This window comes from Leucobacter sp. M11 (assembly GCF_035726885.1).
Lineage (GTDB): Bacteria > Actinomycetota > Actinomycetes > Actinomycetales > Microbacteriaceae > JAPFRB01.
Genome location: NZ_JAPFRB010000004.1, coordinates 124902 through 126138, shown reverse-complemented (window position 1 = coordinate 126138; position 1237 = coordinate 124902). Strand labels below are relative to the sequence as shown.

The 1237-nt window shown below is 71.0% G+C and carries 1 protein-coding gene; it reads left to right on the top strand.

From position 1 onward, the window contains the following. Nucleotides 1–234: 234 nt before the first annotated feature. Complete coding sequence (gene speB / locus OOT08_RS12560; RefSeq protein WP_325093086.1) at nucleotides 235–1182, top strand: agmatinase; 948 nt, start codon at nucleotides 235–237, stop codon at nucleotides 1180–1182. The last annotated feature ends 55 nt before the right edge of the window (nucleotides 1183–1237 follow it).

Below are 1237 nucleotides of genomic sequence, written 5' to 3'. Positions count from 1 at the left end.
GCAGCGTCTCCCGACGCCGCCGAGCCCGCACGGACCGCCACCGACGAGGAATCGAACGAGCGGCGCGACTAGGCGCTCATTCCGCTCGTTCCCGGGGACCCGCACCCCGGGAACGAGCGTTTCGCGACCCATTTCGCACGGTACTTGCCGACGGGGGCGGCAGGGCGTAGAGTGACCGTAGTTCACCTGCAAGACTCAGGCGTTTCCCATTAGACAACAAGGGACGTGTTACTCATGAGCACCCATACCCCGCAGGGGCCGGTCGACGCCAGCCTGACCCCGCGCTACGCCGGCATCGCCACCTTCGCGAAGCTGCCCCGAATCGAGGACGTCCCCGCCGCCGACGTCGCCGTCGTCGGTGCCCCCTTTGACACGGGGGTCAGCTTCCGGCCCGGGGCCCGCTTCGGCCCCGCCCACGTCCGCGAGGCCTCGCGCCTGCTGCGCCCCTACAACCCCGCCCAGGACGTCTCCCCCTTCCAGACCCAGCAGGTCGTGGACGCGGGCGACTGGTCGATCAACCCCTTCAACCTGGAGGAGGCCGTCGCCCAGGTCGAGGCCGCGGCGACGGAGCTCGGCGAGCGCGTCGGCAAGATCGTGACCATCGGCGGCGACCACACCATTGCCCTGCCGCTGCTGCGCGCGATCACGAAGAAGCACGGGCCCGTGGCGGTGCTGCACTTCGACGCGCACCTCGACACCTGGGACACCTACTTCGGCGCGCCCACCACGCACGGCACCCCCTTCCGCCGCGCCTCCGAGGAGGGCCTCATCGACATGACGGCGAGCATGCACGCGGGCATCCGCGGCCCGCTCTACGGCAAGGAGGACCTGGAGGACGACGCGATGCTCGGCTTCCAGATCGTCACGACCGAGTTCACCGAGGAGCACGGCGTGCCCGCGACCCTCGAGAAGATCCGCTCCCGCGTCGGCGACAAGCCGCTCTACATCTCGATCGACATCGACGTGCTCGACCCCGCGCACGCCCCGGGCACCGGCACCCCCGAGGCCGGTGGCCTGACGAGCCGCGAGCTGCTGCGGATGATCCGCGGCCTCGCCGACCTGAACATCGTGGGCGCCGACATCGTCGAGGTCGCCCCGGCCTACGATCACGCGCAGCTAACCGCCGTCGCGGCCAGCCACGTGGCCTACGAGCTGATCAGCGCGATGAGCCCCCGGGCCTAGCGCACCTTCGTGCCGGGGCAGGCGCTCCCCCCGCGTCTGCCCCGGCATCCTCCTG